This window comes from Fulvivirga maritima (genome assembly GCF_021389955.1).
In the GTDB taxonomy this organism is placed as follows: Bacteria; Bacteroidota; Bacteroidia; order Cytophagales; family Cyclobacteriaceae; genus Fulvivirga; species Fulvivirga maritima.
Window position 1 is genome coordinate 1,321,787 of sequence record NZ_CP089980.1, and the last position, 20,797, is coordinate 1,342,583.

The window sequence follows — 20,797 nt, forward strand, 5'->3', positions numbered from 1 at the left end:
ACTATCTGAATTTAGCTCTTCTGTAAGTAGCACCTATTATAAAGGCCACCTTAAAAGAGCTAACGAAGTAAAGGTCATTATCATTGCGATTGCCCCTAATATTAGTTGGAGACTCTGACCCGTAACCTCTTATTTTTTGTTCTCCATTAACGTCAATGGTGTTATTATATATTTCTGCAATGTTAGGATTAGATAAATCTCTGAGTTCATTAGTAGACCCTCCTGTGCTCACTCTAGACAAGTCACTCATGTATCTGGCTAAAGCGGCATCATCTCCGGTAAATCTGTCAGGATTCACATAATTTCGACTAACATCATCCAAATAATCAGTAAACAAATATCTCATTCCCGTTTCTATAGAAATATCAATCACCTGATTAAGTCTATATCTAAACCCTATTCCTAATGGAATAGCTACTTGTATTCTGCTATATGGTTCTATTCCTTCATTTTGATCTCCCGGCAACAAATCAGCATTTTGACCTTCGGTACCCAATGGTTGTAGATCTACCCAAGTGCCCGCCTCATCCAGTCCACTTTCTTCAGGAACATATGCCTGTGGATTATGATGAAATACTGTAACCCCTCCAAAAACATAGGGAGTAAATTGCACCCTATTTATATAGGTAGATTCATTTTCTAATAAGTCAAAAACAGCAACAACAGTAAGTTCCTTTATTCTATTTCTAAAATGCAGGTTTCTTATATATCTGAATTTAGCATTTTCATCATTAGGGTCTGCAGACTCGTAGTCGCTACCAGAAACGGTACCATAAGTAAATGATGCTCTTAATGAATATCTAGGGCCAAACCTACGTCCAAAAAAGATACCTATACCGGGCTTAGTAGCAGAGAAATCAGTACTTACTCTATCTGGTAAAGGAGACAGGTCTCCAAAATAATTAAAGGCATTTACAGAAATACCCACATAGTTGTACCTTTTATTGCCAAATGTGTTTTTCTTCCCCCTATAACTAGTCATTCGCTTGTTATTGCGCTTGACCTTCCTACTTCGGATTTGAGCATTACCATCTTGAATTGAGACAAGATAAAAAATTAGGCAGATGGCAATAGTAAAAAATCTCTTCATTGTAATCCCTTTATAAAGCTAACCTTAAGACTAATACATAAAAGTTATCAAAAGTAATCATTAATTCCTTTCTTTTACAAATTAATTTCTGACGTCTAATCCCCAGTTCAGCTTCTGTCTCAGAGTTTTAAAATAACTATTATCCTTTAATTTTACCAGTTTTGCTGTAAAACTCTCTTTTTTTATTGTAAGTCTTACACTGCTATCCACCACTTCAAAGCGAGAATCGAGAGATATTAAAAAATTATTACTTCTGCCTTCTATAGTAAATGAAAGCTCTGACTCATCAGGAACCACAATTGGTCTAATGGTTAGGTTATGAGGGCTAACCGGAGTAAGTATGAAGTTATCAGAATGGGGCAACACCACGGGGCCACCACAACTAATGGAATATCCGGTAGATCCTGTAGGGGTAGATAGAATGATACCATCAGCCCAATATGAGTTTAAAAACTCACCATCAATATAGGTATGCACCACAATCATAGATGAGGTGTCTTTCTTTAGAATAGTGAAGTCATTAAGCGCAAAATTCAGGTCTCCAAATAGGTTGTCATCAGACTCTAATCGCAATAATGTTCTTTCGTCCAAATCTATGTTTCTTGAAAAAAGGGCATCAATGGCATTTCTAAAATCAGACTTAGCCGTAGTGGCCAAAAACCCCAATCTACCAGTATTAATACCCAGTATAGGCACATCTTTATCTCTAATATGAGTGAGTGCTTCCAGCAAAGTACCATCTCCTCCTAGGGTGAGCATGTAGTCCAATTCGCTCAGGTCTTCACCTAATTGATACACCTCTACTTTACCTGAATCAATATTATTATTTATAAGGTGTTCATTAAACTCTGAAGATACAACGATATCCGTTCTTCTCTTTTTTAATTCATCAAAAACTGATTGAATAACATCTTCAGTATCTCGAGTAAATTCCTTACCATGAATACCTATTCTCATCTAATCAAATGGATTTATCGTAACCGTAAATAACGTTTAAATATCAAGATACCTTAGAAGCATATCTAGCCTCTCTTTTTCATCATCCTGAACTTTAGTTTCTTGAAATCTGGCTATGATTTTATAACCAAATCGTTCTAGTGTAGCCACTATATGTGTTAAATCTAAACGGTTTAGTTTCAACGTAAGTTTTATTTTAGATGGATCTAGTTCATCCTCTTTAACACTACTGCTGAGTATTTTTGCATTATTCTCTTCAACCAGGCGGCTGATTTCTGACAAAGAATAATCTATTTGGCTAATAGAAAGGACTACTATTCCACCCGGAATTTGCACAGCGGCAGACTGCGCAAAGGAAGTTATGGTGTCTTGCACCGTAATTACCCCCTTATATTTATCTTGATCATCTAACACGCCTACCATCTGCACATTATTATCTGAAGCAATTTTTATTACTTCATAAAAGTGGGAGCTATCATGAACGTAGCAGTTAACTCCCATTAAGTTAAAGGATGATATGTTGGCTTCAACATCGTTAGCCTCAAGTATCATGTCTTCAGTAATTAATCCCATAAAAGACTCATCTTGCACTACAGGCAATTGATTACATCTCAATTCTTCCATCCATAAAATAGCCTTATGTGCCGGGTCAGTGGCTTTTAATGGCGGAATCATATGGTTTACTAATTCTTCAGCTATCATTTTGTCTAGCATCTAAGAATTCATTTAGGATTAAATTAAATTTTTCAGGATGCTCCATCATAGGAGCATGGCAACATTTATCAATAAACTTAAGCTCAGAATTAGGGATAAGCTTATTGAATTCATGCCCCACCATGGGTGGAGTTATGGTATCATTCAAACCCCAAACTAATAATGTAGGCTGAGTAATTTTTGGTATCTCCTTAGCCATATTATGTCTTTGGGCTGATTTAGCTATAGCTACTATTCTTAAACACTTAGGAATACTCTTAGTAGTCTCAAATACTTCATCTATAAGCTCTTTGGTAGCTGTTTTAGGATCATAAAAAGTATATGCCACTCTTTCTTGAATGTATTCATAACTTCCTCTTTTAGGGAAAGACCCTCCCATAGAGTTCTCAAATAATCCTGAACTACCCGTAAGTACTAAATTTGTTACTCTTTCAGGGTTTTTCAAAGTATAAATTAACCCTACATGGCCTCCTAGAGAGTTACCAATGAGAGTCATTTTATCTAATTCTTTAAAAGCTATAAATTTCTCCAAAAATGAATTTAATCCATCAAGACCGGCTTGCTTTAGGGGCATGTCATATATAGGTAATAAAGGAATGACTACCCTGTAATTATCTTTAAAGTAATTTACAACTCCTTCCCAATTACTTAATGCTCCAAAAAGTCCATGTAATAAAACTAACACCTCTCCTGACCCTTCGTCTATATATCTAAATTTATTTTCTTCTTTTATAGTTAATGCCATAATTCTTTATGTGACTGATACTAAAGTAAACAAAAATGAGCAATTAAACTGCTTTGTCATTATAACTTGCCCAATTTTTCAACATCTCTAAACCGTATTGAGTAAGGGCTGCTTCTGGGTGAAACTGCACGCCCCAAAGCGGTAAATTAAGATGTTTTAAAGCCATATTTTCTCCTTTTTCTGTAGTAGCGATTACCTCATATTCCGGGCTCTGCTCTACTAAAAGTGAGTTATAGCGTACAACGTTAATCTTTTTAGGTAAATTCTTAAAGAGAATATCTCCTGAATGCTCTATTTCACTGATTTTTCCGTGCATAGGTGCTTGTGCCTTAATCAGTTTACCTCCAAAAAATTCACCTATTGCCTGATGCCCGAGGCAAATGCCTAGCATTGGCAATTTCTGATGATAATACTCCACTACTTCCATAAGATTACCTGCCTTGCCTGGTGTTTCAGGACCGGGCGATAGTACTACACCATCATACCGCCTGGCAGTAATCAAATCTAGTGGTACATCATTACGAAAGACTATACTCTTAATCCCTAATTGGCTAAAATAGTCAACGAGGTTATAGGTAAAAGAGTCAAAATTATCAAGTAACAGGATCTCCTTCAAGCATTTCCTTTATGGTGTCAAACAAATCATGAGCAAAGGGCACAATAACAGAGCAATATTCTACCATGGTAGGAGCAAAGATGAGCACATATGGATACACTACTGAGTTTACCATCCATTTATCTGGCAACTCTAAACCAAATGAAGTGCTAAGCCATAGTATTACACTTAACCCAAATGTCCATTTTAATATTCCTAGAACCGCGCCTGCCAGGTTATCAAGTGAGCCCAGCAGGGTTAGGTCCAATATTTTCTTTAGTCCTTTACCTAGCATATGAACTAAAAATACTATAAGAATAAAAATAAGGACAAAGGATATATATGGCAGCAGTTCTCCGCTAAGATTAAAGTTGCTCTCCAGAAAGCTCATACCCTCATGAAGTAACTTAAGCCCGCCGATTACGGCCAATACAAAAGCCAATACGGTAATAATCTCTAACAAAAAACCTTTGCTATACCCTTTGTAGGCTCCAAACAAAATGAAGCCCAGTAGAACAATATCTATTATACTCAATTATTTAGTCAATGATTCTTTAACAATACTAGCAATCATCTTCCCATCTGCTTTACCGGCCAGCTGCTTAGTAGCGGCTCCCATTACTTTACCCATATCCTGAGGGCCTGTAGCACCTACCTGCTCTATGATGGCTGCAATTTCAGTTTTTAATTCATCCTCTGAAAGCTGCTTTGGTAAATATCTGTTAATAACTTCTAACTCTAATTTTTCTTTTTCAGCCAAATCAGCACGTCCTTCTTTCTCATATAGCTCTGCACTATCTTTTCTTTGCTTGGCAGCTTTAGTCAAGAGTTTCAATTCTGCATCTTCGCTAAGTTCTTCTGCTCCTCCTTTTTCAGTTGCTGCCAATAAAATGGCTGATTTAATAGACCTTAATGCTGTAAGTTCATCTTTTCTCTTTTCCAGCATGGCCGTTTTTATATCCTGATCGATCTGTTGTTTCAAGCTCATATGTGTATATTTTCTTTTTCTAGTTATTACTTTTGCGTATATATTCAATACAAAGGTATAAATATTCAAAAAACGAATGACTCGGTTAAGTGTAAATATCAACAAGATCGCTACTTTAAGAAATGCCCGCGGAGGCAATAACCCTGATGTAATTAAATCAGCTCTGGACTGTGAACGCTTTGGTGCTCAAGGAATAACAGTGCACCCCAGACCTGATGAAAGGCACATCAGATATGATGATGTAATAGAGCTTAAAAAAGTCATTACTACAGAATTTAATATAGAAGGCTACCCTGACGACAGGTATATGGAGTTAGTAAAAAGGGTAAAGCCAGCCCAAGCCACCTTGGTGCCTGATGGCCCACACGTGCTCACCTCTAATGCCGGCTGGGATACTGTGGCTCATGAAGAATTCTTGAAAGAGATCACTGCAGATCTTAAAAAAGCAGGTGTTCGTGTATCTATTTTTGTAGACCCAGATAGCAAAATGGTGGAAAATACTGCTAAAATTGGCGCTGATCGGGTGGAGTTATACACTGAAAGCTATGCTACCAAATATTTTGAAGATAAAGAAAAGGCCATCTCTCCATTTAAAAAGGCTGCTGAAGCAGCCTCCAAAAGTGGATTAGGCATAAACGCTGGACATGACCTTGATCTTGATAACCTGGCATATCTGGCTAAAGAAATCCCTGAGATTGATGAAGTATCTATTGGTCACGCACTAATCTGTGATGCCCTGTATCTCGGCCTTGAGAACACTATTCAAATGTATCTTAAGCAATTGAAGGTTTAGTAAGAGAGGAATTAATCTTCCTCTCCATCTTTACTTATAGAGCCAAGTCCTGAAACATTAGATATTACCTTTTCAGGATTGCCTTTATATGAAACCCCTCCTACACCGCTCACAGAGGCGTTTAAAGTCTCTTCTACATAAACAGAAGCACCTCCTACTCCACTAATTTCAATAGTACAATTTTTACTTTTCAGTTCATCAGCCTCATAGCCACCTGCTCCGCTCAACTGCACGCTTTGCTCTTCAGCATTTCCGCTGAGCTCTACAGCGCCAGCACCTGATACGTTTATTTTTAGTGCTTTAACTTCTACCTCCAGGTTAATAGCGCCGGCACCTGACATACCGATTCTCAAATATTCTCCCTCAATAGGCTCCACACTTTCTATTGATGCTGCTCCGCCTATTGTTATAGCTTCAATAGTAGTATAGTTAATATCTAAACGAATAGGTTCATCACTATCAATACTTACTTCAGAGTCGATATACAAAACACCATCTCTTATATCATAGGTTATAAATTCATGTAAATTTTCATCTGTGGTAAGCGTTACTCCGGGGTTATCAGCCTTTCTAAGAAACACTTCATAATTTCCCCCTAGCTCTACTTCTTCAAAGGGTTCCAGCTTAGTCTCTTTAGATATAATTTTACCATTTCCCTTTTCCTGAACGTAAGAATCGCAGGCCACTATACTTAATAGTGTAGCCAGCAAAATAATTTGTGGTAATTTGAACTTCATGATTTTATTGATTAGTGTCGGTAATATAAAAAAATTACGAGACTAACAGAATCGCACACCTACAATATTGTTAATATGTAGCGGTTACGCTATTTTTGAGCTTCCAATTTTTTACCTCGTAGAAATTATGCAAAAAGATAAAGTAATTTTCGATCTTATCGACAAAGAAAAAGAAAGACAAGAGTCCGGTATAGAGCTAATTGCCTCAGAAAACTTCACTTCTCCGCAAGTAATGGAAGCTATGGGCACTGTACTTACCAACAAATATGCAGAAGGCCTACCCGGCAAAAGGTACTATGGCGGCTGCGAGGTAGTTGATGAAATTGAACAACTAGCCATAGATAGAGCTAAAGAATTATTTGGAGCAAGCTGGGTTAATGTGCAGCCTCACTCCGGAGCTCAGGCTAATGCAGCAGTAATGTTAGCTGTTTTAGAGGCTGGAGATAAAATATTAGGATTTGACCTTTCTCATGGTGGCCACCTTACCCACGGTTCTCCTGTTAACTTTTCAGGAAAACTATATAACCCTACCTCATACGGAGTAGAAAAAGAAACTGGTCTTATTGATTGGGATAAAGTGGTAGAAACGGCCAAGAAAGAAAAACCAAAGCTTATTGTTTGTGGAGCTTCAGCTTATAGTAGAGACTGGGATTATGCTACACTTAGACAAGCAGCTGATGAAGTAGGCGCCTTATTATTAGCCGATATATCACACCCTGCTGGTCTTATTGCCAGAGGATTATTAAATGATCCTTTAGAGCACTGCCACATAGTAACTACTACTACTCACAAAACCCTTAGAGGTCCTAGAGGTGGTATGATCATGGTTGGAGAAAACTTTGAAAACCCCTGGGGGACTTAAAACTCCTAAAGGACAGATTAAAAATATATCAGCTATACTAGATTCAGGCGTATTCCCTGGAACTCAAGGAGGCCCATTAGAACATGTAATTGCCGCTAAGGCAGTAGCTTTTCAAGAAGCTCTTTCTGATGAGTACCTGGATTACGTAGTGCAAGTAGCTAAAAACGCCAAAGCTATGGCAAAAGCGTTCTTAGATAAAGGATACAAAATCATTTCTGATGGTACTGATAACCACATGATGCTTATAGACCTTAGATCTAAAGAGCTTACTGGTAAAATCGCTGAGAATACTTTAATAAAAGCAGACATTACCATTAACAAAAACATGGTTCCTTTTGATGATCAATCTCCATTTGTTACTTCAGGCATGAGAATAGGAACAGCAGCTATCACTACCAGAGGTATGAAAGAAGCTGACATGGATAAGGTAGTAGAGCTTATTGATAAATGTCTTATCAATCATGATAATGATGGTGAGCTAAGCCAAATAAAATCAGAAGTAAATCAATGGATGAAGCAATTTCCATTATATAAATAATACGTGGTACCTAAATTAGATCAGTTCGATGATGAGCAGGAGATGTCCTTTTTGGATCATCTCGAAGAGTTGAGGTGGCATCTGGTCCGATCTCTAGGAGCTATTTTACTAGTTTCTATAGCGGCCTTTCTTATGAAAGACTTTGTCTTTGGCACAGTCATTTTCGGGCCAGCCAAGCCAGATTTCTGGACATTCCGCATGCTTTGTAAGCTTGGAGACTTCGTTCATATACCTGCTATTTGTATTGACAGTGTTCCTTTCAAGATACAAAGTAGGCAAATGACCGGGCAGTTCACCATGCACATTACTACATCAGTAGTAACTGGTCTTATTGTTACCTTCCCATATGTGTTTTGGGAAATTTGGAGATTTATTAAACCAGGGCTTTATAGCACTGAAAGACAGAACACCCGAGGAGCCGTTTTCTTCGTTACTTTATTATTTTTATTGGGAGTTCTCTTCGGATATTATATATTGTCTCCGCTGTCAGTTAATTTTCTAGCTAATTATACAGTAAGTGAGATCGTTTATAATGAATTCGATATCACTTCATATGTAGGTACATTAACCACTCTGGTACTAGGTAGTGGAATTTTATTCCAGCTCCCCATAGTGGTTTATGTACTTTCAAGAATAGGTATTATTACCCCTGAAATCATGCGTACTTACCGTAAGCATGCCATAGTAGTGATACTCATTCTGGGGGCCATACTTACACCACCAGATCCGCTGAGCCAGATACTTATTTCGTTTCCACTCTTCGGGCTATATGAGTTGAGTATTATGATCTCCAGACAGGTTACTAGAAAACAGCGCAAACAAGAATTAATGAGTCAACGAGACAACGAATATTAAAATGAAAAAATCAATCGCTATAGGAGGTGATCATGCGGGTTTCAAGTACAAAGGCATGATCTCAGAGTATTTAAAATCTTTAGGGTACACAGTAAAAGATTTTGGAACCTATAGTGCTGATTCGGTCGATTATCCTGACTTTGCCCATCCTGTTTCTGAGGCCGTAGAAAAAGGAGAGTTCCCTTTCGGGATTTTAGTATGCGGCAGTGCTAATGGTGTAGCTATTACGGCTAATAAGCATCAGGGCATTAGAGCCGCCATTTGCTGGAATGAAGAGTTAGCTTCACTGGCCAGAGAACACAATAATGCTAACATATTATGCATTCCGGAAAGATTCATTTCTGAAGAAACTGCCAAAAATATAGTTAAAACCTTCCTATCTCATAATTTTGAAGGAGGCAGACATGCTCGAAGAGTAGGAAAGATGAGCTGCTAACTTTTCAGGTAGTATACTTCACCTTCTTTTCTATACCTCATTTTCATCTCAGGAAGTTTATCAAATATAGCTGGCATCACTTCGTGCTTATCTATAATTACCTCAGGAGTATCTTCACTAAATCCTTGCTGAATAATAGTGAGGTTATCATAGTATTGAGGATTACGGAAAAGACCTTCTACTAACTCCCAATTTAGAAAAGGAGTAGCTGGAGTAGCATTTTGGTAAGAAGCGATATTTTTATCTAACACTAATATTCGTTTACCTTCCCATTTTTCACCTTCAGTATAATCTACCATGTACTTATCATTTAACATGTACCTGGAAGTAAAAAAAGAAGTCAAAGTAAGCCCCCAGACTAAACAATACTGTAGCCACTACAAATAATGTAAACACTATTTCGGCTATCCACCGGCGATGGAATAGTAAAAAGGCATGCACTATAAAGAAGGACAGATAAGGCACAAATATCATCATAATATTAGGTGCAAGCTCTCCACTAACTAGAGCGAATAAAACTGAAAATATAAGCCACAAAAACATGACTTGAGCTAGTCGACCTTGATAGTTATTAAACCTGGCCCGCTGGCTTATTCTAAATAAAGAGAAAATAAAAAAGCTCAGTGGCACTGAGAAGATAATGAGTATCTCTAGTAATGAAACGTAATTATCTGTCTGAAACTGCCAAATAGGGTTCAAATAATTATAGATAAAAACGGTAAGTCGGTGTTGCAAAAGGAAATAGCATGAAGTAAGCAACAAGGGCAGTACTAAACCAAAAATCATCAGCAAATACCTTCTGGCTACTGTACCTGTAAAAAGCATAAAGCAGATTATTACAGCTATTCCAAATATGATATAAGGCAGATAAAAAAGGCTGGCCACACCTAAATAAATACCTATGTTAAGAATTTTCTCATCTTCCTTAGCCCTGAATTCTATATGATTGAAAAGGTTATCTATCGCTAATAACAAAAAGGTAAGCCCCATGAGTACGGGCGTAAGCGTAAAAAAGTCAAAAAAGAAAGACATTAAAAGACCATACACTAAACCGGGCACATAGTTATTTTCATTATACGCCTTACTATCTAATAATAGCTTATTAAAAATCAGACACTGAAACGCTACCAGAAATAAAGATATGACCTGATAAGCTTGCTGCGACCTACCAAAAAAGAAATCAATTACAGCATATACTAAAGCCGAAAGGGGAGCAATATTATCCCAAACGCCTTCATATAAAGAAGCGCCACTATTTAATTTTTCTCCTACCAGCATATGGCTGAGCTCTGGAGCAGTAAGACCGCTATCACTCAATATTACCGGTAGTCTGAGGGCCAGTAGCAGAAAAAATATAATTACCAGCCTGTATGGATCGTTTATTCTAAAGTAACTAAGCAAAAAAATTTCAATTTTGTGAGCCCTTCTTCAAAAGTAAATGAATATTTTAAAAGCTCGGAAATATATACCTGTTAAAATTTTACGCAAGGTATGCATTGGTTATATCGGAACCTAATTTCATGCTCCTCTGTACTAAATAAAGCGATGTAACCATAGCATTTAGCATGCGTTTACAATTAAAAATATGATATTTGCAAGTATGAATGAAAGCAAAAGACAACAGAAGTTTTCCAGGTTAATTCAGCGCGATTTCAGTGACATCATTCAAAAAGACAAGCAAGGTATATTCACTAATAACTTTGTTACAGTTGCTGATGTGAGAATGAGCCCTGATCTCAGCGTGGCAAAAATCTATTTATCTATGATGCTCGTAAAAGATAAAGAAGGGCTGCTAGATAAAATAGATATGCACAAAAGTGAATTGCGCAGAGATTTAGGCAATAAAATAGGAAAACAAGTACGGATAGTACCCGAACTTATATTTTATGTTGACGAAGTGGAAGAAAGAGCCTCAAGAATTGATAAATTAATAGATGATTTAGATATCCCGTCAGAAGACGAGGATGATGACAAAAACGATTAATACTTGAACCTTCCATTTTTCATAGCCCGTAAGTACTTCTTTTCTACGAGAAAGAGAAATTTCATAAATATCATTTCTCTTATCTCAATGGCCATAGTAGCCATATGTACTGCAGCACTTATTATTGTGCTGTCAGTATTTAACGGGCTTGAAGGTCTGCTTCGCTCCCTTTACACTGCTTTTGATCCCCAAATAAAAGTGGAAGCTGTGCAGGGCAAATCATTTCATTATACTGATGAAATGAAGCAAATGATTCAATCTACAGAAGGAGTCGGGATAATCACTGAAGTAATTGAAGACTACGCCTATGTCAGGTATAGAGATGCTGACATGGTGGTAATTATAAAAGGAGTAAGTGATAATTTTCTTGATCAGAAAAGGATTGATTCTGCTATAGTTAGTGGTGAACTAAAACTACATGAAAACGGTATTAACTACGCTATTATAGGCAGAGGGGTACAATACACCTTATCCATTATGCCCGGCGCAGACGTATATCCGCTACAAGTTCATTACATAAAAGATGTAAAAGCGGGCTCATTAGACCCCAGTAAGCTATACAGCCGTAAAAATATTTTGCCCGGCAGTGTTTTCGCTATCGAAAAAAATTACGACGAAAATTACATATTCGTGCCCTTAACCTTCGCCAGAGAGCTGCTTGACTATGAAGACAAAAGAACCTCTTTAGAAATTAAGGTAAATGATGATGTTAACATCAACAGCGTGAAAAAAGCATTGCAAGCTAGCTTAGGGAATGAGTTCAGGATTCAAAACAATGAAGAGCAACACGCTGACCTGTATAAACTACTCAACCTGGAAAAGCTGTTTGTATTCATAGCCTTTTCCTTCATACTGGCTATTGGTTCTATCAATATCTTCTTTGCCCTTACCATGCTGGCATTAGATAAGAAAAAAGATATTTCTATTCTTTATGGTATGGGAGCCAGTAACTCCCTTATCAAAAAAATATTCGTTACTGAAGGCGCCATAATATCACTGGGAGGAGCTTTAATTGGACTGGTATTAGGAGGCTCAATATGCTGGATACAACAGAATTATGGCCTTATTTCTATGGGAATGGAAACCGCAGTACTGGAAAATTATCCTGTCAAAATGAAATTTTCCGACTTTTTATACACTTCATGCAGCCTTGTTTTTATAACTTTGCTCATTTCTTACCGACCGGCCATCATAGCCACAAGATACAATACTGCTAAACACCTATAGCACTAGAATAAGAATAATTTGTAACAAAATCCTTATGTTGCAACACCGAAAAAATATTTTCTCAAAATTTTGAATAGAAAAAACACAAGTGTATTTTAGGTGTTTTAACTCTTTTTTAGAAGCAATTATAACGGCAGAGTTGCATATTTTCCCGTAATTTGCGAGTTCGGTTTGTATAGTATTTTATGAAAGTATCAGCAGCGCAACCTTTTCAGATTATATATTCACTCTACCAGCACGAATATTTAGGTTATTTGTTCGAATCATTTGTTATTCATTTGGACGACAAAGGTAAACTTACCCTTCAACATCAAAATATCTCAGCCAAAAATGCCGCTGAGTTTAAAGAAGGATTAGATACCACAGATTATGAACTGATAGAGCTAATGGATTCAATGCAGCAGGTATCAGTAATTAAGCACTTTAACAAAAAGAATGTAAAGCCTGAAGAATTTTTTCCTAAGGTCTATGACGATTCTAAAGGCAATGAACTTCTCCAAAATGAGATCAACGGATACATGGAGAGAAGAAGAGCCAAAGTATTGGAGAGACTCAAGGGAAAAAGGGTTTTTGAAATGGGTAACGATGGTGAACCTGCCTGGAAAGAGATCGAGGTATTAGAAAACAAGGCCACTGTACTTTTTCATTTCAGAAGAAACGAAGACAACACACACTACTTCCCTACTATAAAATATAACGGAGAGAAGGTTGATTTCCAGTATCAGGGTGCTTACATCATCTGTAAAAATCCCGCCTGGATGGTGCTAGACGGCAAACTTTACTCATTCGAAAAAAATGTTGATGGCAAGAAGCTGGCTCCCTTTTTGAACAAAAAGTTTATTGTAATACCTAAAAATGTAGAAGAGACCTATTACAACAAATTCGTAGCTCCGCTTATCGCCTCTTTTGATGTCTATGCCAAAGGCTTTGAGATCAACACAGAAAATTATGATCCTATACCATTGCTCACCATCTCTGAGTTGGCTGGCAATACCTCTAACCTCTCCCTATTTGATAAAAACAAACCGGAGCAGGTAGATAGCGGCAAAATGATTTTCGAGCTGTCATTCAAATACGGCCCGTTTACTTTTAAAGCCAATAATATAGGACCTGTATCTGTAACTGTAGAAAAAACCGGCGAAAGCTACACCTTCCATAGAGTGAAAAGAAAGCTCGATGATGAAAAAGAAATCATCCAGTTTTTACAAAGCTCTGGTCTGCAACTGCGCAACTACAAAGTAACTATTAATAAAACCACTGCTTTTGCCTGGCTCGACACTAACCGTGATGAACTGGAGAAGCGAAACTTTAAGCTTAACCAGAAAGGAAAAGGCGAGAAAAAGGTATTTTATTGGAGAATATCGCATAAAAGTAGAAGTAAAAGAAAATATTGACTGGTTCGATATTCACGCGGTAATCCAATTTGGTGATTATGAAATTTCCTTCAAAGAGCTCAGAAAACTAATAGTAAAGAAGAAAATGGAAGTAACGCTGCCTAATGGCGAAATAGCGGTAATTCCTGAATCTTGGCTCACCGAATACTCAGAACTATTTGCCTTTGCAGAAGAAGATGAAGACGGCACACCAAAGCTGAAGAAGCACCACCTTGCTCTGGTTCAAGATCTTGAAAATGGAAATCTTGCCAAAGTTACCATGAGCAGAAAGCTGGAATCCCTTAAAGGTTTTGAAGAAATAGAAGATGCCTCCTCTCCTAAAAGTTTTAAAGGAGAGCTCAGACCATACCAGAAAGCAGGTTATAACTGGCTTATGTTCCTTAACCAATATAAGTTTGGCGGCTGCTTGGCAGATGATATGGGTCTTGGTAAAACTGTACAAACGCTCACTATGCTACTAGCTCAAAAAGAAGCTGGAGTAGAAGGAGCTTCTTTACTAATAATGCCCACCTCTCTTATTTATAACTGGGAGATGGAAGCCAAGAAATTTACGCCTAAGCTCAAAGTTTTTACCTACACAGGCACTAATCGAGAGAAAGACCCTACCAAATTTGCCAAATATGATATCATAGTTACTTCATATGGTATTGTTAGGCTAGATGTTGATATTCTAACTGAGTATTATTTTAACTATGTGATTCTGGATGAATCTCAAGCCATAAAAAACCCGGCTTCTAACATAGCTAAAGCGGTAAGAGAATTAAATGCCCGCAACAGGCTCATTCTAACTGGTACGCCTTTAGAAAATAGTACAATGGACCTCTGGTCTCAAATGCACTTTATTAACCCTGGGTTACTCGGTAGCCAAAGTTTTTTCAAAAACGAGTTTCTTAATCCTATAGAAAAGAAGCAGGATGAGGACAAAATGAGAAAGCTTAATGCCATTATAAAACCATTTATTCTGCGTAGGCACAAGTCTCAGGTAGCTACAGAGCTTCCTGAAAAGGTGGAAAACATTCAATATAGCTCCCTTACCCCTGACCAGGATAAGGAGTACGAAAAGGTGAAGTCCTTCTATAGAAACAAGATTCTTGAGAATATAGAGAATCAAGGGCTTAACAAGTCTCAATTATTGCTTTTACAAGGATTAACTAAACTCCGACAAATAGCTAATCACCCTAAATTGGTAGATCAGGAGTATGACGGAGACTCAGGTAAAATGGAAGATGTAATTCTCAAACTGGACAATGCCATTAGGGATGATCATAAAATCCTTATTTTCAGCCAGTTCGTAAAGCACCTTTCTATTTTAGCAGAACATTTAAAAGAGAAGAAAATAGACTTCGCTTACTTAGATGGCTCCACTAAAGACAGACAAGGGCAGGTAGAGCGCTTTCAGAATACCCCTGAGCTAAAGGTATTCCTCATCTCCCTAAAAGCTGGTGGATTAGGACTCAACCTCACCAAAGCGGATTATGTATTCATTTTGGATCCTTGGTGGAACCCTGCTATAGAAGCACAAGCTGTGGATAGAGCTCACAGGATAGGCCAGGAAAATAAGGTGTTTACCTATAAGTTTATTACTAAAAATACAGTTGAGGAAAAAATCCTTGCTCTACAGAAGCACAAAAGGCGATTGGCTAGCGAATTAATCACTACAGAAGAAAGTTTTGTAAAAAGTCTTTCACAATCTGACATAGAATCATTATTATCATAATATTAAAAAATGATAATAATCAATGAAATCTGGCGATATCTATGAACCTAAAGGCAAAATAGGTAAGAATGCATTACTTATAACAGTCCTTCTTATAGTAACTATAATACCTGCTTTGGCTATTGCTTATGCGTTCGCCACCTGGTATACACCTCTTATTTATGCTAATCTTATCATCTGTGTAGCATTTGGAGTGGCTTTAGGGTATTTAATATTCCCAATAGTAAAATGGGGACATGTAGTAGGCTATAAAAATGAATTAATATTCATAGCATTTATCTGGGCAGTGGCCATGTATTTCCAATGGGCCGCGTATGTTACTCTGGCGGTTAATTTAGATACAGAAGATAATTCTACCTCCTTTGTCTTTAGTGATTTCTTATATTTTGCTGCTCAGCCTTGGCACTTAGTTGCAGTTATTTCAGAAATATCAAAATATGGACTATGGGCAATAGGATCTACCACTTTTAAAGATTTTGGACTATGGGTAGTATGGTTCGCCGAAGCTCTAATATTAATTGTAACTATGATAGGAGTTAACCAAAAATGGTCTACGTTTCCATATTCTCACACGGAAGCAAACTGGATTCCTAAAACCCTCCTTAAAAGAAGGATGCCTTTAAATAGAGGATTTTCCAAATTTATAGAAGGATTAAAAAATGACACCCTGGAACCATTTACAGAACTTCCATACGCTGATCCTGACAGCAAAGTATATACAGAAATAGCTATTTTCACTACCAAAAACGACTCACAGTCTTTCTTGGCATTTTACAATAAGCAACTTAAAACAGGTAAAGACGGCAAAAAAGAAGAAGAATACAAAAGAGCCAGCGATTTCTACGCACTTTCAGAAACACAGAAAGCACAGCTAGTGGAGCATTATTCCTGAACTTCCTTCTTCAGCTTCCACCGTTTATGGGTCCAAAGATAGCCTTCGGGTTCATCTCTTATCAGTCGTTCTGTTTCACGAGCATATGCCTCCACAATATCATGGTTCTTCTCATAAGGAGGCTCTCCGAGCTTTACAAACTCCACCTGATATTGCCTTCTTTTAGGCCTGGTCACTCTAAAAAATAATACTGGAAAGTTAAGTGTTTGAGCCAACTGCTCGGCACCCGTAAAAAAGGCTGTATCCTGATTTAGAAACGTAGTCCAGTACTTGGTAGACTTTCTTCTGGGAGACTGATCCGCTACCATAGCTATTACACGTACTCTTTCCTTTGTTTTAAGAATGGTGCGGAGAATCTTACTTTTATCTATAGGCTCACCCCCAAAACGCGCTCTGGTATCATACATTAACTTATTAAAACTGGCATTAGATAAGGTCTGGTACACCGCATCTACCGGGTATGAAAGATAAACACAGCTTGCCTGCGAAGCCAACTCCCAATTAAACTGATGAGTAGCCATTACTACAGCTGATTTCCCCTTTGCCAGTTCATCGTTAAGCATTTCGAAATTAACCATCTTCACATGCTTCATCAGTGTTTTCTCTGAAATGGTAAATGCCTTGAGGGTTTCCACTGCAAAATCCATAAACCTATGATAAAATGCCTTAGCTATGGCCTTTCGCTCTTGCTCAGTTTTCTCAGGAAATGAATTTTTAAGGTTTTGATATACTACCTTTTTCCTATAGCCCACCACATAGTAAACTACAAAAAACAGCACATCAGACACCCCATATAAAAACCATAATGGCAGCCTTGAAAGTAATTTTATAATAAACATACGATCCCCAAAATTAGTCATTTATTTAGAAGAAGGGATCAAAACTATTTCTAAACTGTTATTTTCGCGAAGTAAAAGCTAAACAATGAAAGATAAAGTAGTAATAATCACAGGAGGATCATCAGGTATAGGCTATGCTTTAGCCGAAGTATTTGGCAATAACGGATCTAAAATTATGATCACGGGCCGTAAGCAGGAAGCTCTCGATGAAGCTACCGGCAAGTTACAGGCTCAGGGTATAGATGTGATTTCTTTTTCAATCAGATGTTAGCAAGGAAGAAGATAACCAAAAAATGGCTGAAGCAGCGGTCAATCATTTTGGTAAAATCGATATTCTCATCAATAATGCGGGTATATCTATGCGCGCGCTATTTTCAGAACTGGATCTTTCGGTAGTAAAAGGGGTGATGGATATTAATTTCTATGGTGCTCTATTTGCCACTAAATATTGCTTACCTGAAATAGAAAAAAATCAGGGTTCCGTGGTTGGCATCTCTTCCATAGCCGGTTATCGTGGTCTGCCCGGTCGTACAGGATACTCCGCTTCCAAGTTTGCTTTACAAGGTTTTTTAGAGGTACTGAGAACTGAGATGTTAAAGAAAAATGTGCATGTACTCACCGCGTGCCCAGGTTTTACAGCTTCAAACATTCGCAAAAGTTCACTTACTGCTGATGGCTCACATCAGGGTGATTCTCCGAGAAAAGAAGAGAAGATGATGTCTGCAGAAGAATGCGCTAATCATATTTATAAGGCCACTAAAAAAAAGGAAAAAGTTTCTCACGCTCACTGCGCAAGGAAAGCTTACAGTATTCCTTAACAAGTGGATGCCTGGCTTCATGGATAAAATGGTGTATAATGTAATGGCTAAAGAGGAAAATTCTCCTTTTAAATAAGCTTTTCGCCACTATTATAACCATAATAATAGTAGATTATACTATATTTGCCTACACGGTATTTTAACTATGATACATAAATATTTCAAACTTGATAAGAACTACATTCTGGAACAAGCCCAGATGGAAAGTGAGCGAGAACTCATTGTGTACCTTATTGACTTTGTAAAGAAGTATTATCAGGATCAGTTTAATCCGCTAGGGTTAGTAGATGAGCCTGTTAAGCTCATTAAAGCCCACAAAACTGAGTATACCGATAGGCTACAAGAATTTTACAGAAATCTGGCTGGTGTTTATAGATATAAAAACTCTGACAATCAGCTAGAACTCTTGTTTGATGGTCAGGATCATTACGCTAAATATGCTCGTGACTGGAAACAAGCTTATAAAAATTGGCTGATAGAATTCTGCGGCAAGCCTAACTTCATAAAAGCAGTATTAGAACTTACTGTATTTTTTCCTGAAGGAAAGAGAGCCGAACTGGCCGAAAACAGAATGAAGAACTTCATTCATCACCAATTCGACTTAAAAATCTATAAGCACAGAGGCATTATAGAAATGAAAATTGCTTAAGATAGGCTTATCTTTTTATTTCAAATCCTTTAAAATCTTTCAAGTCTGATTCCTCAACCAATACTTGGTCTACCCGAGACTGCTCTGATCCTTGGTGCAGCCACTCTACGAAGGGCTTCATCTTTTCGTCATCACCTTCAGCCTCTACATAAACACTACCGTCAGGTTCATTTCTCACCCAACCTTGAATACCCATTTCTGAGGCCATCTTTTGTGTATTGGCTCTAAAAAACACCCCTTGTACTTTACCTGTCACTCTAATATTCAAATGCTTCATACTTAAACCTCCTTTACTATTTCCTTTCCTGAAGAAGTTCCGATTCTGTCGGCTCCTGCCTGAATCAACTCTATGGCCTGTGCTTTTGTTTTAATACCTCCGGAAGCCTTTATACCCACCTGAGAGGGCAGGACCGACCGCATTAGCTTGATATGTTCTACTTGAGCACCCGCAGGAGCAAAGCCGGTAGAAGTTTTCACAAAATCAACTCCGGCATCAGCACATAGCTTACAAGCCACTTCTATTTCTTCATTATTTAAATAGGCCGTTTCAATAATCACCTTCATTATACAAGAATGCTCATGGATAAGCTTGCTACATTTGGCCAACTCTATCTTAGCCCACGGCATACCTGTTTTAAATGCAGATACATTCATAACAATATCCAATTCATCAGCGCCATTATCTATGGCCACTTCTATCTCTCTAATTTTGGCCTCTGTCATCTGATACCCGAGCGGAAAGCCCACCACTGTTACCATCTGAATATCCATATCTCCTATTTCTCGAGCTGCCTTTTTCACCCAAAATGGAGGTACGCATATCCCTCTGAAATTATAATCTATAGCTTCCTGAACCAGCACATCTACATCTTCAGCGGTCATGGTAGGCTTTAGATTAGTCTGTTCTATGTACTTATGTAAATCTTTCATAGTGACTTAAAAATAAAAAAGCTGCCTCTAAAGGCAGCTATATTTAGTGAACAATTCCACATTCTTTACAAAGTTTCCGTTTTCCGGGTTTCCGCTTTTTAGGCTTTTTCTTATGCCCGAAATAGGATGGATCAGAATATTGAGGTTTCTTCATTTCTTTAGCCATTTTCCTATCTCTTTTGGCATTAGCCTCCATCAGCTCATAAAACTCTTCCTTCTTATTCTCCAGATCCTTCTTAAACCATGAGCGGAAAGACTGTTTGTTTTTTTTACTCTTCCTGGACTTTTTCTGTTTAGCAGAATTAGTATCAGCCTGGGCATTTTCTGCATAAGGTTCAAAAGAATTACTTCTGGTATTCTTCTTATCTGCCTGTGCCTGACTGGTAAATATTATTCCAATAGTAAAAAAAGAAAACAACAATAAAATCCGACTCATATCAACTAAGTTAAACATTCTCAATTAATAACAAGAATGCTGTACTTTTATTGTGTTTAGCGGCTCTTAGGAGCAAGCATGGTTTGTTTTCGTCTGTATACCCAGGGAGCTTCTGCTTCCGATTCACTCCAAAGACCCACTTTCTGATCTCTGGCCCCCTGCTCTAAAGCCGCAAGACCTTCTTCTGCCTTATATGTCCAGGCTAAACCTTTGCTTACCAATTCAGAATTGAGGTTTACACCATTTTTAAGAACAACTACTGCGAGCTTATTCCCCCATCTATCCTTACCCTTCAACTGTACTGTTACTTTTTTCTTTAAGGCCAACTTGGTTGTAAACTCCTTCGCCTCTTCAGAAAACTGCTGTCCTGCTTCAGGACAATCCACCTCACTTAGCAACACCGTTATGGTTTCATTATCTTCAGAAAGCACTTCTAAAGTGTTTCCGTCGATCACATTAATCACCTTGCCAGAAATCTCTTCTGCAAAAAGATTTGGCGCATTAACGAGCAAAAAAAATAATAACAATTGTCTCATAATAAAGCCTCCTATGTTCTAGTATTTAATACTTTCAGGAGGCTTTAGGTAAGTCTTAAAAAGGG

24 protein-coding genes and 2 pseudogenes are annotated in these 20,797 nt (G+C 37.7%); 11 read left to right on the plus strand and 15 right to left on the minus strand.

What is annotated here, in order from left to right:
• Nucleotide 1: 1 nt before the first annotated feature.
• The 7 genes from LVD15_RS05455 to LVD15_RS05485 all read right to left on the minus strand — a co-directional run bounded on the left by LVD15_RS05455 (nucleotide 2) and on the right by LVD15_RS05485 (nucleotide 5,089).
• Nucleotides 2-1,090, minus strand: coding sequence for a DUF6089 family protein (locus LVD15_RS05455; RefSeq protein WP_233779295.1), 1,089 nt, complete (start codon nucleotides 1,088-1,090; stop codon nucleotides 2-4).
• A gap of 81 nt (nucleotides 1,091-1,171) precedes the next feature.
• A complete protein-coding gene (locus LVD15_RS05460; RefSeq protein ID WP_233779296.1) occupies nucleotides 1,172-2,047 on the minus strand; it encodes an NAD kinase in 876 nt (291 codons plus the stop codon).
• A gap of 36 nt (nucleotides 2,048-2,083) precedes the next feature.
• Nucleotides 2,084-2,761 (minus strand): CBS domain-containing protein, encoded by a 678-nt coding sequence (locus LVD15_RS05465; RefSeq protein WP_233779297.1) that lies wholly within the window; start codon nucleotides 2,759-2,761, stop codon nucleotides 2,084-2,086.
• Entirely contained in the window at nucleotides 2,739-3,506 is a 768-nt protein-coding gene (locus tag LVD15_RS05470; RefSeq protein ID WP_233779298.1) for an alpha/beta fold hydrolase, read from the minus strand. The genes LVD15_RS05465 and LVD15_RS05470 overlap by 23 nt, the downstream gene beginning before the upstream one ends.
• Nucleotides 3,507-3,549: 43 nt before the next feature.
• The gene (locus tag LVD15_RS05475) at nucleotides 3,550-4,122 is read right to left on the minus strand and encodes an anthranilate synthase component II (RefSeq protein WP_233779299.1); all 573 of its coding nucleotides are present in this window, start codon (nucleotides 4,120-4,122) and stop codon (nucleotides 3,550-3,552) included.
• Entirely contained in the window at nucleotides 4,100-4,636 is a 537-nt protein-coding gene (locus tag LVD15_RS05480; RefSeq protein WP_233779300.1) for a CvpA family protein, read from the minus strand. The genes LVD15_RS05475 and LVD15_RS05480 overlap by 23 nt, the downstream gene beginning before the upstream one ends.
• The gene (locus tag LVD15_RS05485; RefSeq protein WP_233779301.1) at nucleotides 4,637-5,089 is read right to left on the minus strand and encodes a GatB/YqeY domain-containing protein; all 453 of its coding nucleotides are present in this window, start codon (nucleotides 5,087-5,089) and stop codon (nucleotides 4,637-4,639) included. It lies immediately after the preceding gene.
• Between the two features lie 76 nt (nucleotides 5,090-5,165).
• Between LVD15_RS05485 and LVD15_RS05490 the strand changes: the two genes are divergently transcribed.
• Nucleotides 5,166-5,882, plus strand: coding sequence for a pyridoxine 5'-phosphate synthase (locus tag LVD15_RS05490; protein ID WP_233779302.1), 717 nt, complete (start codon nucleotides 5,166-5,168; stop codon nucleotides 5,880-5,882).
• 11 nt (nucleotides 5,883-5,893) lie between these two features.
• On the opposite strand, the gene LVD15_RS05495 is transcribed toward LVD15_RS05490, so the two are convergent.
• Complete coding sequence (locus LVD15_RS05495) at nucleotides 5,894-6,619, minus strand: head GIN domain-containing protein (RefSeq protein WP_233779303.1); 726 nt, start codon at nucleotides 6,617-6,619, stop codon at nucleotides 5,894-5,896.
• Nucleotides 6,620-6,746: 127 nt separating this feature from the next.
• Here LVD15_RS05495 and glyA point away from each other — a divergent pair.
• The 3 genes and pseudogenes from glyA to rpiB all read left to right on the plus strand — a co-directional run bounded on the left by glyA (nucleotide 6,747) and on the right by rpiB (nucleotide 9,310).
• Nucleotides 6,747-8,019: pseudogene (gene glyA / locus LVD15_RS05500) on the plus strand (serine hydroxymethyltransferase).
• A gap of 42 nt (nucleotides 8,020-8,061) precedes the next feature.
• A complete protein-coding gene (gene tatC, locus LVD15_RS05505) occupies nucleotides 8,062-8,874 on the plus strand; it encodes a twin-arginine translocase subunit TatC (protein ID WP_233780937.1) in 813 nt (270 codons plus the stop codon).
• Between the two features lies 1 nt (nucleotide 8,875).
• Nucleotides 8,876-9,310, plus strand: a complete 435-nt coding sequence (gene rpiB, locus LVD15_RS05510; RefSeq protein ID WP_233779304.1) for a ribose 5-phosphate isomerase B — start codon at nucleotides 8,876-8,878, stop codon at nucleotides 9,308-9,310.
• Here the strand turns inward: rpiB and LVD15_RS05515 are convergent.
• Nucleotides 9,307-9,627: a hypothetical protein gene (locus LVD15_RS05515; RefSeq protein ID WP_233779305.1), complete on the minus strand. Its 321-nt coding sequence runs from the start codon at nucleotides 9,625-9,627 to the stop codon at nucleotides 9,307-9,309. The genes rpiB and LVD15_RS05515 overlap by 4 nt on opposite strands.
• Nucleotides 9,617-10,711 carry a hypothetical protein gene (locus LVD15_RS05520; protein WP_233779306.1) on the minus strand — a complete coding sequence of 365 codons (1,095 nt, stop codon included), beginning with the start codon at nucleotides 10,709-10,711 and terminating at the stop codon, nucleotides 9,617-9,619. Before LVD15_RS05520 ends, LVD15_RS05515 begins: the two co-directional genes overlap by 11 nt.
• Before the next feature lie 184 nt (nucleotides 10,712-10,895).
• On the opposite strand from LVD15_RS05520, the gene rbfA reads away from it, so the two are divergent.
• From rbfA to LVD15_RS05545, 5 genes are all read left to right on the plus strand, one after another.
• The gene (gene rbfA, locus LVD15_RS05525) at nucleotides 10,896-11,294 is read left to right on the plus strand and encodes a 30S ribosome-binding factor RbfA (RefSeq protein ID WP_233779307.1); all 399 of its coding nucleotides are present in this window, start codon (nucleotides 10,896-10,898) and stop codon (nucleotides 11,292-11,294) included.
• A gap of 3 nt (nucleotides 11,295-11,297) precedes the next feature.
• On the plus strand, nucleotides 11,298-12,521 hold the full coding sequence (locus LVD15_RS05530) for an FtsX-like permease family protein (RefSeq protein WP_233779308.1): 1,224 nt from the start codon (nucleotides 11,298-11,300) through the stop codon (nucleotides 12,519-12,521).
• A gap of 185 nt (nucleotides 12,522-12,706) precedes the next feature.
• Entirely contained in the window at nucleotides 12,707-13,915 is a 1,209-nt protein-coding gene (locus LVD15_RS05535; RefSeq protein WP_233779309.1) for a hypothetical protein, read from the plus strand.
• Entirely contained in the window at nucleotides 13,809-15,632 is a 1,824-nt protein-coding gene (locus LVD15_RS05540; RefSeq protein WP_233779310.1) for a DEAD/DEAH box helicase, read from the plus strand. The genes LVD15_RS05535 and LVD15_RS05540 overlap by 107 nt, the downstream gene beginning before the upstream one ends.
• 22 nt (nucleotides 15,633-15,654) lie before the next feature.
• The gene (locus tag LVD15_RS05545) at nucleotides 15,655-16,524 is read left to right on the plus strand and encodes a hypothetical protein (protein WP_233779311.1); all 870 of its coding nucleotides are present in this window, start codon (nucleotides 15,655-15,657) and stop codon (nucleotides 16,522-16,524) included.
• On the opposite strand, the gene LVD15_RS05550 is transcribed toward LVD15_RS05545, so the two are convergent.
• Nucleotides 16,515-17,384: a lysophospholipid acyltransferase family protein gene (locus LVD15_RS05550; RefSeq protein WP_233779312.1), complete on the minus strand. Its 870-nt coding sequence runs from the start codon at nucleotides 17,382-17,384 to the stop codon at nucleotides 16,515-16,517. The genes LVD15_RS05545 and LVD15_RS05550 overlap by 10 nt on opposite strands.
• A 64-nt stretch (nucleotides 17,385-17,448) precedes the next feature.
• On the opposite strand from LVD15_RS05550, the pseudogene LVD15_RS05555 reads away from it, so the two are divergent.
• Both LVD15_RS05555 and LVD15_RS05560 read left to right on the plus strand, forming a co-directional pair.
• A pseudogene (locus tag LVD15_RS05555) lies at nucleotides 17,449-18,257 on the plus strand (SDR family oxidoreductase).
• A 69-nt stretch (nucleotides 18,258-18,326) separates the two neighbouring features.
• Entirely contained in the window at nucleotides 18,327-18,830 is a 504-nt protein-coding gene (locus LVD15_RS05560; protein WP_233779313.1) for a hypothetical protein, read from the plus strand.
• A gap of 7 nt (nucleotides 18,831-18,837) precedes the next feature.
• Here the strand turns inward: LVD15_RS05560 and LVD15_RS05565 are convergent, their stop codons facing one another.
• From LVD15_RS05565 to LVD15_RS05580, 4 genes are read right to left on the minus strand one after another with little or no spacing between them, the layout of a single operon-like run.
• On the minus strand, nucleotides 18,838-19,107 hold the full coding sequence (locus LVD15_RS05565) for an acylphosphatase (protein ID WP_233779314.1): 270 nt from the start codon (nucleotides 19,105-19,107) through the stop codon (nucleotides 18,838-18,840).
• 2 nt (nucleotides 19,108-19,109) lie between these two features.
• The gene (deoC, locus tag LVD15_RS05570) at nucleotides 19,110-19,760 is read right to left on the minus strand and encodes a deoxyribose-phosphate aldolase (protein ID WP_233779315.1); all 651 of its coding nucleotides are present in this window, start codon (nucleotides 19,758-19,760) and stop codon (nucleotides 19,110-19,112) included.
• A gap of 43 nt (nucleotides 19,761-19,803) precedes the next feature.
• Nucleotides 19,804-20,196 (minus strand): hypothetical protein, encoded by a 393-nt coding sequence (locus LVD15_RS05575; protein WP_233779316.1) that lies wholly within the window; start codon nucleotides 20,194-20,196, stop codon nucleotides 19,804-19,806.
• Between the two features lie 56 nt (nucleotides 20,197-20,252).
• Nucleotides 20,253-20,732, minus strand: coding sequence for a thermonuclease family protein (locus LVD15_RS05580; RefSeq protein WP_233779317.1), 480 nt, complete (start codon nucleotides 20,730-20,732; stop codon nucleotides 20,253-20,255).
• Nucleotides 20,733-20,797: the final 65 nt, after the last annotated feature.

Bases quoted from the DNA above. Each gene is read 5' to 3' on its own strand.
- LVD15_RS05455 (WP_233779295.1), bottom strand. From the start codon at position 1,090: ATGAAGAGATTTTTTACTATTGCCATCTGCCTAATTTTTTATCTTGTC.
- LVD15_RS05465 (WP_233779297.1), bottom strand. From the start codon at position 2,761: ATGCTAGACAAAATGATAGCTGAAGAATTAGTAAACCATATGATTCCG.
- LVD15_RS05535 (WP_233779309.1), top strand. From the start codon at position 12,707: ATGAAAGTATCAGCAGCGCAACCTTTTCAGATTATATATTCACTCTAC.
- deoC (WP_233779315.1), bottom strand. From the start codon at position 19,760: ATGAAAGATTTACATAAGTACATAGAACAGACTAATCTAAAGCCTACC.
- LVD15_RS05560 (WP_233779313.1), top strand. From the start codon at position 18,327: ATGATACATAAATATTTCAAACTTGATAAGAACTACATTCTGGAACAA.
- LVD15_RS05495 (WP_233779303.1), bottom strand. From the start codon at position 6,619: ATGAAGTTCAAATTACCACAAATTATTTTGCTGGCTACACTATTAAGT.
- tatC (WP_233780937.1), top strand. From the start codon at position 8,062: ATGTCCTTTTTGGATCATCTCGAAGAGTTGAGGTGGCATCTGGTCCGA.
- LVD15_RS05545 (WP_233779311.1), top strand. From the start codon at position 15,655: ATGAAATCTGGCGATATCTATGAACCTAAAGGCAAAATAGGTAAGAAT.
- LVD15_RS05460 (WP_233779296.1), bottom strand. From the start codon at position 2,047: ATGAGAATAGGTATTCATGGTAAGGAATTTACTCGAGATACTGAAGAT.
- LVD15_RS05550 (WP_233779312.1), bottom strand. From the start codon at position 17,384: ATGACTAATTTTGGGGATCGTATGTTTATTATAAAATTACTTTCAAGG.
- rpiB (WP_233779304.1), top strand. From the start codon at position 8,876: ATGAAAAAATCAATCGCTATAGGAGGTGATCATGCGGGTTTCAAGTAC.
- LVD15_RS05490 (WP_233779302.1), top strand. From the start codon at position 5,166: ATGACTCGGTTAAGTGTAAATATCAACAAGATCGCTACTTTAAGAAAT.
- LVD15_RS05575 (WP_233779316.1), bottom strand. From the start codon at position 20,196: ATGAGTCGGATTTTATTGTTGTTTTCTTTTTTTACTATTGGAATAATA.
- LVD15_RS05515 (WP_233779305.1), bottom strand. From the start codon at position 9,627: ATGTTAAATGATAAGTACATGGTAGATTATACTGAAGGTGAAAAATGG.
- LVD15_RS05580 (WP_233779317.1), bottom strand. From the start codon at position 20,732: ATGAGACAATTGTTATTATTTTTTTTGCTCGTTAATGCGCCAAATCTT.
- LVD15_RS05485 (WP_233779301.1), bottom strand. From the start codon at position 5,089: ATGAGCTTGAAACAACAGATCGATCAGGATATAAAAACGGCCATGCTG.
- rbfA (WP_233779307.1), top strand. From the start codon at position 10,896: ATGATATTTGCAAGTATGAATGAAAGCAAAAGACAACAGAAGTTTTCC.
- LVD15_RS05565 (WP_233779314.1), bottom strand. From the start codon at position 19,107: ATGAAGCATTTGAATATTAGAGTGACAGGTAAAGTACAAGGGGTGTTT.
- LVD15_RS05540 (WP_233779310.1), top strand. From the start codon at position 13,809: ATGAACTGGAGAAGCGAAACTTTAAGCTTAACCAGAAAGGAAAAGGCG.
- LVD15_RS05470 (WP_233779298.1), bottom strand. From the start codon at position 3,506: ATGGCATTAACTATAAAAGAAGAAAATAAATTTAGATATATAGACGAA.